The sequence below is a fragment of the Paenibacillus sp. FSL K6-0276 genome (assembly GCF_037977235.1).
In the GTDB taxonomy this organism is placed as follows: Bacteria; Bacillota; Bacilli; order Paenibacillales; family Paenibacillaceae; genus Paenibacillus_AQ.
On record NZ_CP150276.1, the window covers coordinates 3,873,577 to 3,887,720 of the forward strand.

Consider the following 14,144-nt stretch of genomic DNA (forward strand, 5'->3'; position numbering starts at 1 on the left):
TATCACATGGAGAAAAAGTTTGCTTACAGACAAGTATAAACGCCTTTGGCGTCCTTTTTAAGGATGGCAAGCGTTTATGCGAGAATTATAAGGATAAAGTATATCGTGAAATTTATTCTTTCTTATAATTTAAAAAAACTTCCACCAACACTCCGGCAGAAGTTTCTATAGAACTTAATTCACGCGATCTCATTAATGACAGGTACGTGAAAATTAATTATGTTAGCTATACCCAATAGATAAAGTTTGTGGACACATAATAAAAGTTCCACCTGAAAAAAGATTTTTCGAATTCTTAAGTTTCATATAGAGGTTCCGATTAACGGAAAGATGCACATATAATAGAACAAAGGGAACCCCGGCGCCCATTAGTACCTCAAGGTTCCCTTCTAATTACCGCCCTCTATCTCACCAGCTGAACGCCGCAATCTGTTTTATAATTGTAGCTTTCCGCCCTGTTGCTGCACCACTATGCCGGCAATGACATTCCCCAGCTCACAGGCCTGTTGCAGAGAATACCCTCTGGCCAGTCCTGCGATAAAAGCGCCCGTGTGCGCATCACCTGCACCAATCGTGTCGACGACCTTCACCGGCTTCGTCTCGGCGAAACCCTTTTCATCCGGTGAGCAGTATAGGGTTCCTTCGCCGCCCAAGGTGACAATAACAGCCTCGCCCGTCCGCCGGACCAGATTGGCGGCTGCTTCCTTTGCATCATTTTCCCGCATTATCGCCTTGATCTCGGACTCGTTGGCATGTACGATCGTACCCATGCTGAAGATTCTCTCCAAGATCGACGTCTCCAGAAATTCTCCACGCGGACCCGGATCAAAAACAATCTTCCCGGTCGATTTCCGGCGGCTTAGTGCGTCCAGGATGACGGGACCCGACGTTCCTTCCAGTTCGTAGCCGCTGACGTAGATATAGTCATAGCTTTCGAGATCCAATGTTTCGAACCAGCTGGCATCCCATCGTATTTCAATCCCGGGAATGGTAATGAAAGTCCGCTCTCCGTCACGCTCCACGATCGACAGATTCCAGCCGTTGTCGCCGGAAGCGTCCTCCAGCAGCACAGGAACGCCGTCTTTTTGCAGCTGGGCTTTGACGATATCGCCATAGCTTCCTTTTCCCACCGGAGCAAACAGGTTGTAGTTGACATGCAGCTGGTTCAGAATATTAGATACGTTGTAGGCGCAGCCGCCCACAACGGTTTCTTTGTGCTCTGCCATAACATCCTCGGCCGTTTTCGGCAGCTTGTCAAGCTGGATGATGACATCGACCACGGCCGCGCCTATAACGAGAATTTTACGGCTTTTGTCTGATTTTGTACGCTCAAGTAAATATTCATTCATGTGATACCCCTCCTTGCTTGGACTTGCCGTTCAACTGACTCAATATAATCGTTACCACCGCACTCGCCGCGAAAGCAAGCAGCACACCGAGACTGTTATCCTTAAAGATTCCTGTCGCGAACGGGCCGCTGAAGAACGAAGAGTTGGTGAACAGGAAGCCTACAATTACACCGATAATCCAGCTAGTCACACCATTGTAATTAAAAGCTTTGCCTGTAGTATACTCCAACAATCCTGCGTCATAGCCCGTCTTGCTGCGCAGTAGCACATAGTCGAACATAAAGGTCGCCGCCCAGGCCGCCAGGCCGATGCCGAGGATACCGAGGAACAACTGGAAATTCATGAGGAAATCCTCCGAAATAAACAGTACATAGACCGGAATCAGAATCATGATCAGGGCGTGAATAGAGATCGCCACTTTATCGCTGACCTTGATATTCAAGGTTTCCATGCTAACACGGGCCGATTTCAGGCTGATGATGCACTGCGGAATCAGACCGCCAACTGCTGTGATGAAGTAGATTACAGTCATCCATTTCGGTAGCGCATTGCCAATGGCCTGAATCGGGTTGGAAGCGGAGACCAGATCCGGCACCGAAGTGCTGAGCAGAATCCCCACGCCCATCATGAAGAACAGGGGAATGAAGGCACCGAGCGTCACACTGGAGAATACCTTTTTGCCGGAATTGGTCGGATTCTGGTAAGCGCTGTAGTCAGCGGCGGCAATGGACCAGCTGATGCCCGTTCCCGCAATGATGATGGAGAGCGCCGGCAAAAATCCATTCAGCCAGTCGCCGTTGCTCATACGAAACAATGCCGTCCAATCCGTTTGGGGAATGAGAATCACCAGGATCAGGAAGGTTAATGCTCCAAAAACATAGGTGAAGAAAGTTTGTACCTTGACAAGAACATTTTGCCCAAACAGATTCGAAGTCAGAATCAACAGTACAAACAACGCCAGGCTAATAACCGTAAGTACTGCCGATTGCCCCATACCAAACAGTCCAAACAGAGACATTAGAGTCAGTGTTCCTGTAATAACGTTCACTGCTAGCCAGCCTATTAGACTGAGCCAGCCGAGCAGGTTGGGAATGTAGTTACCCTTGACACCAAAGACGGCTCTGGACAACACAAAGGTTGTCCCCCCCGACTTGAGGCCTGACAGACTTAGATAACCCACAAGCGCAAAAGACAATGCGCCTGCTGCAGCCACCAGCAGCGACTGAATAAAGCTTAGATGATAGCTGACAATAAGTGCCCCGTATACGACACCCAGAATGCCGATATTACCGGCAAACCAGATAAAGAACAATTCCTTGGGACTTCCGGTTCTTTCTGCATGCGAGATAAACAGTTCAGAATTCGAATTCGAATTGGACATTTTCTTCTTCCCCCTTAAATTAAGCTTCAGTGAGTTAATGCTGTGCTCTGAACGCAAGAATGTGATTGGCATAGTGGGCCAGATCCACACTGTTGGCTTCGTCAATCAATGCTCTCCAGGCAGGATCAATGGCCTCTGCTCCCGTTTTGGCGCCGCAGATAGCGGTCGCCATCGCTCCGATGGTATCTGTGTCACCGCCCAGATTCGCACACAACAGGCTACACCGCTGCGGTTCCTTGGCATAATAAGCAATGGCGAGCGCCGCCGGGACGGATTCACTCGTGATGACACCGCTACCGATGACATCGTAGATGACCTGCAAAAATTTCTCGTCTTGACCTTCATATTGATCAGCGTATTCCAATGCGATCTTCAGCCGGGCTGGAAGAGAGGCACTGTAAGTCTCCGCGCCGTATTTCTTCGCTTCCTGATAAGCCGAGACGGCATCCGCCATAATATCCTCCCAGGACTTGTCGGCAATGGCAGCTCCGACTGCTGCGGCAACCATTGAAGCTCCCCCCACAGCCACGTCCGTGGAATGCGTCACTTTACTAATGTCGAACACAAATTTGGACAGCTTCTGATGCTCTTCGGGGAGGAATAATCCGCCAACAGGAGCGATACGCATCGCGGCACCGTTCGTTTCCGCCTTGGAAGTGAACTCGGCAGCATCCTTGCCTTCCTTCAGCGCCAGCAGGGCGGCTTTGGAGCTTGGCCCAAGAATGTTGTTGTCAAAAGCATTCAGTCTGTCGGCCCATTCCAGGAGGTGCCGTCCAATCACAGTCGTATCCGGGACGAAATCGCTTTCAATCAGTGCATCAAGAATCAGAAGCGCCTGTGAGGTGTCATCCGTAAATTGACCGCGGGTAAAGTTGCACGCCACATCATTTTCCTTAGGACCGTCAAGAAAATCCGTAATTGTTCCAAAGTACGCCTTCACCTTGTTTCTGCCCCACAGCTCCGAAGGCATCCCCATGGCATCGCCAATGGCCATTCCGTATAATGCGCCAAGAATTCTATTTTTCATGATTATCTCTCTCCTATCTATTTAAATGCGGTAGTTCTATGAATCCAGACTTTCCCTTTGTTACTCTTTTTCCTTTTGTTGTCTTTCAATTCAATCCAAATGATATTACACATACGGTTGTACGTATGAGTTGTCTTTGAAATGAAGCCGAGATCACTCGGCGTTAGATTTGCGTCACAACTTTAAACTCCACGTTCGGGCCATAAATGACTTCTACCTTTTCTACCTCGGTTCCCTTCTCATCCAGCACACTGCCTTTGGCCATGATCAGCGGGAAATCCCCCTCATATTCGAACAACTGCCTGGTCCGCTTGCTGCTGTTAATAGGATGTATACCGAGTGAGGCGTTCTGCGGATAAATACTGTAACGTTGATTCATGATCTGATACAGGGAATGCTCGGAGAAGTCATATTGTTCAATGCCTGGAAAAAGGTTCAAGGGAACATAGGACGTGTCCAGGGTCAACCACTTGATGGTCGTCTCCCTGCGGGTTCCGCGAAGCCGCACCAGATTCATAAAAGATACCCCGTCTAGGTTAACGATCTCCTTCTTCAGGACACGCGAAACGGGAATCTCATTCTTCTTCCGCGCATATTCCGTAAAGCCGCTAAAGTTCCAGATGTTATGCTTCATTTCCCGCAGGCATACGATCGTGCCCTTACCGTGCCTCTTTACCAGAAGCGCTTCGTCCACAAGGCCGTCAATCGCTTTGCGGATCGTGGTCCGCGTGACCTCATACAGCTTCATCATTTCTGTCTCGGAAGGAATCGTCTCTCCTTCCTTGTACTTCCCGCTGATGATATCACTTCGGATCAGGTTCTGCAGTTGAACATATAGCGGAACACTATCGTGTTTGTTTAGCATATTGCCTCCTTAAACGCAACCACGGAAAAGAAATCAGATCACAGAACACATCTGCACACGCCTGCTGCTTACAGTGATTTAGCGCTTTCATATCATAATGGCTGAGCTCATCCATAACTCATACGTATGAGTTGATTTCAATATATCAGATTCTTTATCTTTTGGCAATAGCCTGATTCCAGCAGCACATCTATGCCGCCGAGTCTATTTACCGCCTCGGTTATAAACCACACCACATGATTTAGTAATATAAATGAGACAAGAAATGTATTAATTAATCTCATTCAGTGCTTCAATGGTTCGATGTAGATTAACGGATCCTTTACCTAGCTCGCAAAAATAAGGAAGATGTGAATCAGGCGTAGCTGCAGACTTATCTGTCAGATCCTTCAAATGAACATATGCCACCCTGTCCTGATACGTTCGGATGATGGATGCTGGGTCCATACCCGCTCCGAGCAAATGTGCTGAATCAGGCGCAAGATAAACAACCTTCGGATCTGTCAGACTCATCAAAATCCCAATTTCATTTTCATCTTGCAATTCCGTCCACTAATGCGGATGAACACAAGACTTCACCCCTAACGCATAGGTTCTTTTAGCCACTTCATTTATCGTTGCTGCAGCAACCTTCAATTCTTCCAATGTTGATGGTTGATCCCGAGTGCCACCTGGCCCTAGCACAAGGATATCTGCTCCACATTTCGCAATAATTTTAGCTAAACGCACATTGTATTCAATGATACTTGAACGGTCTGCGGGATTACCGAATCTTTAATGCTGTCCCCTAGGAGTCCCTCCATACAACGCTGTCATCTCTAGCCCATACCCAGCCAAGATTGCTTGTAATTGTTCTGGATTTTCTTCATATTGAAGCGCAAAAGACGCCCATGGCTCAATCCCTGTATAACCCAGCATGGAGACTTCCTCCAACGCCTTGATATGATTTTGCCCCCAAGTGATGGTGTGTGCAGCGATTCTACCTTTGAACGGATTCATCCTTAATTCTCCTTCCAATGTGGATTCGATGTGTTTAGATTTCCAGTGATGAGAATACTTTATCGAAACCTGCTTTGGAACGAGAAAATAATTCAGAAACACTTTGCCCAGAAGCTGGCGCAAGAATTTCTTGAGCGATCACACCGGTATACCCAATCTTTTTCAAGCTTCCCAGGAATCCTGTAAGATCAATAGATCCTTCTCCTGGATACAATCGATCGGAATCTAGCAATTCCTCTATCGGTAGAGGTTTAGCATCATTGATATGGACATACGCGATTTGATGTGGTTGTAATTTCAGCAGATCCTCACTCGTTAATCCATTCGTATGCCAATGGTAAGAATCCAGCAACAATCCGATGTTCCTCACTTGAATCGTTTCCATCCAGCTCAACGTATCTTGCATCGCCCAGATCATCGGATTTGCCCATTGTGTACGTAAGTGATGAGGGCCTACGAACTCTAAAGCTAGCGAAATTCCATAAGCACCTAATATTTCTGTACATAGTCTTAAACGTCTTGTAGCTGCAATCATGAACGGTGCGACCGGAAGATCTGTTGAAGGTAAAATATAGGTACAACATGTGGTGCAATTTAATGCAGCAGCGGCCTCAGCCATCTGGGTAAGTGACTGCAACCCCTCACTGAAGCTTTCCTCTGTCGTGCGCCAATCTACCTCTAAACCAAATGATCCTAGCATGATGCCATGGCTTGCCAGCAATTGTACAGCCCCATCCTTGCCATACTGCTGCACCAACTCCAATGGATTTGCATCTATGGACTGAAAGCCAAATTGGCTCGCAAGTCTGATGTATTCTTCTTTAGAACTGAGTTCACCCAAGCCTGCTGTTGTTAATCCTCTTATCATCGTCATTCTCCCCCTTATGACCAATCAAACAGTACGCCATTGTACTGATCTTTGTTGGTTCTTAATCCCTCATACGCTTCGCTAGCCTGCTCCGGCTTGATGACATGGCTAATCAAAGGCTCGATGTGCAGCTTCTGTTGTTGCATAAGCTCGAATACAATGCCAGAATTGCGAACCAAGGAATGCTTAACAAACGAATTAGGCTCTGTTGGATAACGCCATTCATGCGCTCCTTTAAATGTAATACATCCCCGGTTATACAGATGGCAGTAATTAAGTACATCCGTAATATCTGTATTGAATTCCCCACGTGGACTACCTAAAAAGATGATTTCCCCCTGTGAGCCGATGTATTGAAGACTTTCAACTCCAACCTTGGAGACGCCTGTTGCCTCAATATGACTGGAGACACCTTTGCCATTGGTCAACGTCATAATCTGCTCTTTCAACGAGCATTCGCTGCTATCTAAGGTGTAATCCACACCGCATTGACGTGCAGTCCGCAGCCGTTCCTTAGACAAATCCATGCCAATTACCGTTGCCCCCTGCAAACGCACCAATTGAGCAGCAAGATTGCCTACCAAGCCAAGACCTGTCACACTTACTTTGTCTCCCAGTTCGATATCCGACACACGTATCGATGTAAAAGCTACCGTAGCCATCCGAGTGAACGGTATCCACTTCAAGTCTAACGCATCTGGCACTCGAATGAAAATATCACTAGTCTCAACAACTTGATATTCACAATGATTTCCGTAATGAAAAACCACATCACCCGCTTGAAAACCCTGTACTCCTTTACCACATTCTACGATCCGGCTGACGCTTGCATAGCCTGGACACAGCGGGAGCTTCGCCCAATCTTCTTGCCAGATAACATCGCCATCTCCGTTCCCGGACTAATCAGCGAATAAATCAATTTTACGAGTACCTCTTGGTCACCTAAAGTCTTAGGCACATACTCCTCTTCAATCGTCTCCACTTGGAATGGGCTCATAAACATTATTTTTCTATTTATCATCGACATTACACTCCCCATAATCATCTAGTGTTCTATTTAAATGTATGCGTTTTTATGGGTCATGTCTTTGACTGCAAAAATGTTTTTTGTCTAAAAGTAAGATGGGGAATGTAGACTTATGTAAGGGGACGACGAAGAAACCAACCTAGGGATTTAGGTTGGTTTTGGGGGAAATAAACAAAAAAGTTTATAATCTCTTGTTATATGCTTATTTCAATGCCACAAACAAATCAATCTCATTATCTAGACTTTCTGGTTTATATCTTTCATCCCAAATTTCAAAATCATAATCCTTTGGTTCATTTCCAGTTTCTCTAATCCATTGTCCATATAAATAGTCATATGAACGACTAAGTTCCGATTCAAGTCCCTTATGTGTGTAAGTAACATACTTACTTTCAGTGACAGCATGACTTATCATATCTAATGGAACATCGCCTTGTTTACTTACTTCATAACAAAGAATATGTGTAAACCTATCCACCTGAGGATTAAAATCGGGCTTCATAGGATAAATCTGCATTAAAATTATATTCTCATTTTTCTTGTTTTGAATTTCGTCTTTTCTTTCAAATAGTGAATGATAAATGTTCTTACCAAGACCAGACTCAAACTCTTTAATATCTGCTTCAATTTTGTAACCTACAACATGAAAAGGGGGTAGTGTTATTACTTTAGCTACCAAAAAATCTCCTCCATTCAACAAGTGCGCTCATCACAACATCAATCATACAGGACTTCAATCATTTGTCTTGTCTTCGCTAGCTGCTCCACAGTAAAATCATGCTGAGCAGAAGCATATGCGCTAAAGACAATATCGAGCACAAATAATTGAGCAAATCTAGAGCTTGTTGCCGCACTACGAAGCGTCGCTTCCGGTGCACGTGATGTAAATAAAGAAACATCAGCAAGCTGAGAAAGCTTGTTATTTCCAGGACGAGTGAGGCTGATTGTTTTTATCCCCTGCTCCTTAGCTCGTTTTATTAATTGAATAACCTCTCTCGTCTCACCGCTATACGAAATCCCCCAGAAGACGGCGTTTTCTGATTTCGTAGCCATGGCCGCTGCTAATAAATGACGATCTGAAATAGCATATACATTTTTGCCAAGCCGAAGCCATTTTTGAGCGGCATCTTCTGCAATAATAAACGAGGCACCTATCCCATAAACATAAATAACTTCTGCCTGCTGCAGCATGCTCACTGCCTGCTCAATAGATTGTGGGTCCAGTTGACTGGCCGTATTCTGAAAGGTCAGTATTGTATTTGACAACATTTTTTCAATGATAGAATTCACCGTTTCATTCGCTTCAACATCAAAGTAGCCAACATGCTGCGTGTTTTCTACTTCCGCCGACAATCGGATTTTCAGAGCGGGAAAACCTTCTATCCCTAGCGACCTGCAAAAACGAACAACCGCCGCACTACTTGCCTCCGATTTCGTCGCTAACTCATGTATGGTCATATGCAGCACATCTTTAGCATTTGCAAGAATGTACTCAGCAACTTTTTTTTCTGATTCTGGCAGCTCATATAATACCAGTTCAATCTGAGAAATCATACTCCCTACTACCAAGTCCTTATCTCCTCTGCTTTATCTATTTATCTTATTGTAACAAAATAGTAGAGAGTAATCATTAAGTTGCAGATATGAAGGAAAAACGACTTCCGCCTTTTCTAACATAGTCCAACAGAGGAATGTCTTCCTCTATAACATGACCAATGACATTAACACCTTCATGTGCCGGGAGATCCGTTAACGAGATCTGTAACTCATGTTCATAGCGGCCATACAAATAATTATCGACAGTAATCGTTCCTTTAGGTCGCTTGGTCGTATGCATAGGCGCAATATTTTTGTTCATTATAAAACGGTTATCATCTGTTCGTGCAGTTTCTGAGCGAACCACATCCCGAGCAGCGTCGAGGCGATTCTGATGAACAATATCCCATAATGCATAAGGCAGTTCCTTGGTTACTCGCAAAGGAATAATTCCTTCTTCATACCTTTTGAATTGATGCTGAGACCATTCTGAAAGTGTTAAATCTCCAACAAAAATTTTGTCCACGGCACAATCCTTCTCTAATTCCAAGTAAGCTAGAAAAGAAGATTGATTCCTATGTTTCTCTAATGTAGGCAAACTTTCAAATAATGGTTTTCTCTTTAGCCCATCTCCAGGAATAAAGGCCATTGTCGTAATTCCTTCAGACTTCAGCCATTTGTTCTTCTCAATAAACGCTTCTTTATCAAGACCTGTTTCCGGGCGGGGATAATAATTATGCCAAGCTTCAATGTTCGCAAGACAAATATGATGATCCTTTAATGTAGCTAAGAACTCTTCTGTTAATGTACTAGCGTTTAAGGCAATTTTCATTTTTTGCGAGTAGGCAGCAATTTCATTGGCGCTAAATCCAAAATCCATCCGCAAACCTGTCACACCAGATTCCAATAAAAAGGGAAAAGAAAATTCCTTCAATGCTTTCCCAGAAATATCTGCCATCAAGTCCATTTCTAATTGTTTGGCAGCGTTTGCAATTCCCAGCAATTTCTCCTTCAGTAGTTCAATATCATCTTCTGGCATATGAAGTGATGTAAATATTTCTGTACAACCTGCTTCCTTCATTTCTTTCATATAATTCATGTTTTCTTCTAACGTCCGATCCGCTACAAAAATTGAAATCCCTAACAATCGAATCACCTCAGTATTTTTAATCAGTTATTCCTGTTCTGCCATAGCCTCTTTTGGTGTACCGAAGAAATAAGTGGTTATAAATCCACCAGCATAAGCTGCAATTAACCCTATTACATATTTCAACCATAATCCATTCGCGATCAATGGAATTAACGCGACTCCAGAAGGCCCAATGGCAATCGCTCCTACGTTGCCGAATAAACCAATGACCGCACCACCAATACCTCCGCCAATACAAGCTGTAATAAATGGACGACCTAGCGGTAAGGTTACCCCATAAATCAATGGCTCGCCGATTCCCAGAATACCAACTGGAAGAGCACCTTTAATCATATTCGTTAATGATTTATTCTTCTTGCAACGAATCCATAATGCAATGGATGCCCCTACTTGACCCGCACCAGCCATAGCAAGCATCGGAAGTAATAGCGTCATCCCTGAACTATTGATCATCTCAATGTGAATCGGCGTCAATACCTGATGCAGTCCTAACATAACTAGTGGTAAAAACGCTGTTCCTAATACAAAACCTGAGAATGCACCACCAACTTCTAACGTCCAGTTAATCGCTCCGATTAAGTTACTAGAAATAAATCCAGCGAATGGCATGATGAAGAATATCGTAATCAGCCCCACGACCAGTAAGGCTATTGTAGGCGTAACGATAATATCAACGGCATCAGGAATAACTTTACGCAAATATCTTTCTACGATAGATAAAATCCATACTGCGATTAGTACGCCAATAACCCCTCCTTGCCCTGGCGTTAAAGGCGCACCCGTAAATATATTATGAATGGGCAGGTCAGCTGTAACACCTGTTAAAAGCGTTACCCCACCGATCACTCCACCAAGAGCAGGTGTAGCTCCAAATTCCTTAGCTGCATTAATACCGACATAAATAACTAAGTAACTAAAGATTGCATTTTTAATAACATTTAATATCGTTACATATTGCTGCCAAGTTGTGGCGTCTAAGTTGCCAGCTGTAATATTGTTAGCTAGAATCGAGCCAATACCCGCAATTAAACCAGCTCCAACGAATGCAGGAATTAGAGGTATGAATATACTTCCTATTTTTCGCAAAAAGTTTTTGAACGGTGTATCATTTTTCTTTTTTAATTGCGCTTTCATTTGTGCGCCTTTTGCTTGTAATTGTTCAGCCGAAGCTGAACTTTTACCTTCTGAGACACTTCCTTCTAACACTTTACCAAATTCTTCAGCTACTTTGGTCACGACCCCTGGTCCGAGAATGATTTGATACGTTTCATCATCCACTACACCTAGAACCCCATCAATCTTCTTCAATTCCGCTTCAGCGATTCGACTGCGATCAACAACAGTCACACGAAGACGAGTCATGCAATGGGTATATGAGGATACATTTGAACTGCCACCGACAGCCTCTAATATTTTGACTGCTAAATCATGATATTTACTCATGTTTATGCCTCCTTCTTACTTTCGTATTATTTTATCGCTTGACGTACAAAACCTTGTGATTCTTCCAAACGTTGTACAGCTTCTTCTTTAGAAAGCCCAGCAAGAATCATTACAATTGCAATTTTCGGTTTATGATCTGCTTGTTTTAAATAGACTTCTGCTGTTTCAGCGTCACAATCTGTCGCATCCATAACAATACGTTTAGCACGTTCTACAAGTTTTTCATTGGTTAACTGCACATCTACCATTAAATTTCCATATACTTTCCCCGTACCAATCATCGAAGCTGTTGAAAGCATATTGCAAATTAATTTTTGAGAGCTCCCAGCTTTTAAACGTGTTGACCCTGTTAACACTTCCGGTCCGTTTACGACTTCAATTGCAATCTTGGCAACTTTACCAATCGCTGAATCTTTGTTGCAACTCACGGCTACAGTAGGTGTTCCAATAGAATTAGCATATTCTAATCCACCGATCACATAAGGCGTGCGTCCGCTAGCGGCAATTCCTACGACAACATCTTTGGTTGTTAGCTTAATATCTTGTAAATCTTGCACCCCTAATTGTTCATTGTCCTCTGCACCTTCGACCGCTTTAATAAACGCTCTCTCTCCACCAGCAATTAGCCCAACTACCTCTTCAGGTGCTGTCCCAAATGTTGGTGGACATTCAACAGCATCTAGCAAGCCGATACGTCCACTCGTTCCAGCCCCCATGTAAATTAAGCGTCCACCTTGTTTGATCGCCATAGTAATCGCTTCTACTGCTTTGGCAATTTGCGGAATTTCTTGTTTAACAGCTTGTGCGACCTTTTGATCTTCTTCATTCATCACTTCCAGAAGTTCAAGAGGTGTTAATTCATCCAAGTTCATTGTCTTCTTATTGCGAGTCTCTGTTGTCAAATGCTCTAACATGATTTTCATCATCATCCTTTTCCATTTATGAAATCGCTTTCTAAATGAAGGATAACATTTCTGAAATATTATTTCAACATTATTTTATTTCCATTAAAATAAAGTGTCAAAATACTAGAATTATCTCTACACAAAAGAAACGTCTTCAGCAAATGCTAAAACAACAAAACAGATCGCTGCCACAAAGATTGGTTGAGCATATGCTGACATTGTTTCTTCCTCCTTTATAGGAACTTTGATATTCCGCCCCTAATTCACACACTAAATTTATTTAGTATTTATATTTATCATGAAAAACTGATTCTAATTCAATTGGAGTTGGAACATTTTATCATATTTAAGGATCCTGTAATGTTGGCATTAATTTAATGTAATATGTTGGAGCATTGACGCTATACAAATCTTTATCATGTTCTTAGCTGGTTTTTTAACCGCACAATCTGGTTGGCTGACACACATACAAGAATTGTCTAAACCAATTAGATGGATTCAAATTGTATCATTTCTTTTGTTCCTTGGTTTCTCACTATGGATTTGGGACGCTTCTCAAAGCGGGAATATCAAAGTAGATTCAGTTACGGCCTTAGGATCACTCCCTACCACTTTGTTTTACCTAACAACATTATTTCTACTATTAGAAAATAAACACATTGTGAAATTTTTGACTCCAATATCATGGGTTGGTCAAATGGCGTTTACAAATTATGTCGCACAAAGCATTATAGAGACAACAATCATTTCAATGGAAAATGGACAACTGAACTAGCCAAGGAAGTCGAGGAAAGGCTCCAACAGACATGGTCTCCTGAACAAATCTCACAGCACTACAGAGCGGCTGGAAACGCGATCGTCTCTTTCAAAACAATCTACCGCTGGATCTACGATGGACGCTTGGCCCGTGCAGAGATAAGCATGCTTCGTCACAAAGGGAAGCGTCGTAAACCGCTAGAAACACGAGGACGCTTTCTCGTGGGTAAATCTATTAAACAGCGCCCTAAGGAAATCCGGTCCCGCGAGACATTTGGACACTGGGAGCTCGATACCGTTGTCTCGAGTCGTGGGAAGAGCAAGGCATGTGTTGCGACCTTGATTGAGCGAAAGACACGACTGTATACAGCCATTAAAATGCCTGACCGGTCAGCACATTCTATGGAAATTGCCTTTGGTGTTGCCGCTTCTCAGTATCCTCAGGGCACTTTACAACATCGATGTCTATTTTGCTGACCCTTACTCATCCTGGCAACGTGGTTCTAATGAGAACGGAAATGGCCTGCTTCGAGAGTTTTTTCCTAAGGGTCAAGACTTCGCAGAGGTGACTGATAATGAACTGGCAACATCAATCAATCTCATTAACAACCGACTTAGGAAATGTTTAGGTTGGAAGACCGCTCACGAATCATTCATGGATGCCCTGTCGCACTTGGCTTGACAATCCGTCATAATAAATTGGCTACAACACTATCAATAACAATTAGGAGAAACTGCTATAACTTCAATAAAAAAAAAAGCCTCGAATTCGAAGCTTTTCATTTCTTTAAGAGTTTATTCGGGCGCCTACTTGACTTGGCAGGCTCCACTTGAGTAC

15 protein-coding genes and 1 pseudogene are annotated in these 14,144 nt (G+C 43.6%); 1 reads left to right on the forward strand and 15 read right to left on the reverse strand.

Going from position 1 to position 14,144, the window contains the following annotated elements; genetic code table 11:
- Positions 1–434: 434 nt before the first annotated feature.
- From MHH52_RS18280 to murQ, 15 genes are all read right to left on the reverse strand, one after another.
- Entirely contained in the window at positions 435–1,349 is a 915-nt protein-coding gene (locus MHH52_RS18280; RefSeq protein ID WP_313637712.1) for a PfkB family carbohydrate kinase, read from the reverse strand.
- Positions 1,342–2,730, reverse strand: coding sequence for a cytosine permease (locus MHH52_RS18285; protein ID WP_340003911.1), 1,389 nt, complete (start codon positions 2,728–2,730; stop codon positions 1,342–1,344). The genes MHH52_RS18280 and MHH52_RS18285 overlap by 8 nt, the downstream gene beginning before the upstream one ends.
- Before the next feature lie 34 nt (positions 2,731–2,764).
- Complete coding sequence (locus tag MHH52_RS18290; RefSeq protein WP_340003912.1) at positions 2,765–3,757, reverse strand: ADP-ribosylglycohydrolase family protein; 993 nt, start codon at positions 3,755–3,757, stop codon at positions 2,765–2,767.
- 163 nt (positions 3,758–3,920) lie between these two features.
- Positions 3,921–4,622 (reverse strand): GntR family transcriptional regulator, encoded by a 702-nt coding sequence (locus tag MHH52_RS18295; protein ID WP_313637703.1) that lies wholly within the window; start codon positions 4,620–4,622, stop codon positions 3,921–3,923.
- 270 nt (positions 4,623–4,892) lie between these two features.
- Positions 4,893–5,165 carry a hypothetical protein gene (locus tag MHH52_RS18300; RefSeq protein WP_340003913.1) on the reverse strand — a complete coding sequence of 91 codons (273 nt, stop codon included), beginning with the start codon at positions 5,163–5,165 and terminating at the stop codon, positions 4,893–4,895.
- A gap of 9 nt (positions 5,166–5,174) precedes the next feature.
- Positions 5,175–5,351 (reverse strand): hypothetical protein, encoded by a 177-nt coding sequence (locus tag MHH52_RS18305; RefSeq protein WP_340003914.1) that lies wholly within the window; start codon positions 5,349–5,351, stop codon positions 5,175–5,177.
- 45 nt (positions 5,352–5,396) lie between these two features.
- The gene (locus tag MHH52_RS18310; RefSeq protein WP_340003915.1) at positions 5,397–5,621 is read right to left on the reverse strand and encodes a hypothetical protein; all 225 of its coding nucleotides are present in this window, start codon (positions 5,619–5,621) and stop codon (positions 5,397–5,399) included.
- A 34-nt stretch (positions 5,622–5,655) separates the two neighbouring features.
- On the reverse strand, positions 5,656–6,489 hold the full coding sequence (locus tag MHH52_RS18315; protein WP_340003916.1) for a sugar phosphate isomerase/epimerase: 834 nt from the start codon (positions 6,487–6,489) through the stop codon (positions 5,656–5,658).
- A gap of 14 nt (positions 6,490–6,503) precedes the next feature.
- Positions 6,504–7,259, reverse strand: a complete 756-nt coding sequence (locus MHH52_RS18320; RefSeq protein WP_340003917.1) for a zinc-binding alcohol dehydrogenase — start codon at positions 7,257–7,259, stop codon at positions 6,504–6,506.
- Between the two features lie 38 nt (positions 7,260–7,297).
- Positions 7,298–7,510, reverse strand: coding sequence for a hypothetical protein (locus MHH52_RS18325; protein WP_340003918.1), 213 nt, complete (start codon positions 7,508–7,510; stop codon positions 7,298–7,300).
- 208 nt (positions 7,511–7,718) lie between these two features.
- Complete coding sequence (locus MHH52_RS18330; RefSeq protein ID WP_340003919.1) at positions 7,719–8,195, reverse strand: GyrI-like domain-containing protein; 477 nt, start codon at positions 8,193–8,195, stop codon at positions 7,719–7,721.
- 38 nt (positions 8,196–8,233) lie between these two features.
- Entirely contained in the window at positions 8,234–9,085 is an 852-nt protein-coding gene (locus tag MHH52_RS18335) for a MurR/RpiR family transcriptional regulator (RefSeq protein ID WP_340003920.1), read from the reverse strand.
- 61 nt (positions 9,086–9,146) lie between these two features.
- Complete coding sequence (locus MHH52_RS18340; protein WP_340009725.1) at positions 9,147–10,199, reverse strand: MupG family TIM beta-alpha barrel fold protein; 1,053 nt, start codon at positions 10,197–10,199, stop codon at positions 9,147–9,149.
- Positions 10,200–10,226: 27 nt separating this feature from the next.
- A complete protein-coding gene (locus tag MHH52_RS18345; protein WP_340003921.1) occupies positions 10,227–11,645 on the reverse strand; it encodes a PTS transporter subunit EIIC in 1,419 nt (472 codons plus the stop codon).
- A gap of 26 nt (positions 11,646–11,671) precedes the next feature.
- Positions 11,672–12,559, reverse strand: coding sequence for an N-acetylmuramic acid 6-phosphate etherase (gene murQ / locus MHH52_RS18350; protein WP_340003922.1), 888 nt, complete (start codon positions 12,557–12,559; stop codon positions 11,672–11,674).
- A gap of 744 nt (positions 12,560–13,303) precedes the next feature.
- On the opposite strand from murQ, the pseudogene MHH52_RS18355 reads away from it, so the two are divergent.
- Positions 13,304–13,988, forward strand: a pseudogene (locus MHH52_RS18355) (IS30 family transposase); the annotation flags it as partial.
- Between the last annotated feature and the right edge of the window lie 156 nt (positions 13,989–14,144).